Below are 916 nucleotides of genomic sequence, written 5' to 3'. Positions count from 1 at the left end.
TGTGGGAGCGAGCCTGCTCGCGAAGGCGGCGTGTCAGTCGACATCCATGCTGATTGATCCACCGTCTTCGCGAGCAAGCCCGCTCCCACCAGGATTGGTGTTTACCTGATGATCTCCCTCTTCCGAGGTAAGCCTGCCGAGGCATAGGCCGCAAGCGCGTGGGGTTCTACCATGACGGTACGCGGAGGTACGCCATGCTGACTCATCCTTCCATCGTTTTACTGTTGCGTCGTCATCATTTGTTCAGCCAGTTACCGGAACGGGTCTTCGAGGACGTGTGCAATCTGGCCGTGCTCAAACGCCTGGAGTGCAACAGCACGCTCATGCATCAGGGTGACCCGGCCAAGCGGTTTTTCCTGCTGATCAGCGGTCAGATCAAACTGTTCCGGGTCACCGGGGAAGGCCAGGAAAACCTGGTGGAAATCATCCAGCCCGGGCAGACCTTCGCCGAGGCATTGCTGTTCAGCCAGGCCCGGTGCTACCCGGTCAGTGCGTCGGCACTCAAGGACAGTGTGCTGGTGAGTATCGAAGGCACCCACTACCGCAAGGCCCTGGAAGACCAGCCAAAGGTCTGCCTGGCGATTCTGGCGAGTATGAGTATCCATTTGCACCAGCGCCTCAAGGACATCGACAACCTGACCCTGGCCAGCGCCAGCCGACGGGTCATCAACTTTCTGCTTCAAGAGCGCGATCCGCGCGACGGCCAGGTAGTGCTGCAGGTGTCCAAACGCCTGGTGGCCTCCAAGCTGGGAATCCAGCCAGAGACTTTCTCGCGCATTCTTCATCGCCTGGTGGATGGCGGTCTGATCGCCATGGAACGGCGCAACATCCGCATCCTGGCCGAGGATGAGCTTGACGCTTACCAGCAATAACCCGGGTAATTGCCCCCCCTGTGGCGAGGGAGCTTGCTCCCGCT

1 protein-coding gene is annotated in these 916 nt (G+C 59.9%); it reads left to right on the top strand.

What is annotated here, in order from left to right; translation table 11 throughout:
* Positions 1-194 precede the first annotated feature (194 nt).
* Positions 195-872 (top strand): Crp/Fnr family transcriptional regulator, encoded by a 678-nt coding sequence (locus tag HU811_RS27050; RefSeq protein ID WP_092398420.1) that lies wholly within the window; start codon positions 195-197, stop codon positions 870-872.
* Positions 873-916: the final 44 nt, after the last annotated feature.

Origin of the sequence: Pseudomonas tehranensis, assembly GCF_014268615.1 — a bacterium.
GTDB lineage: Bacteria > Pseudomonadota > Gammaproteobacteria > Pseudomonadales > Pseudomonadaceae > Aquipseudomonas > Aquipseudomonas tehranensis.
Note: the sequence above shows the minus strand (reverse complement) of the source record. Positions and strands in the feature narration are given on the sequence as shown.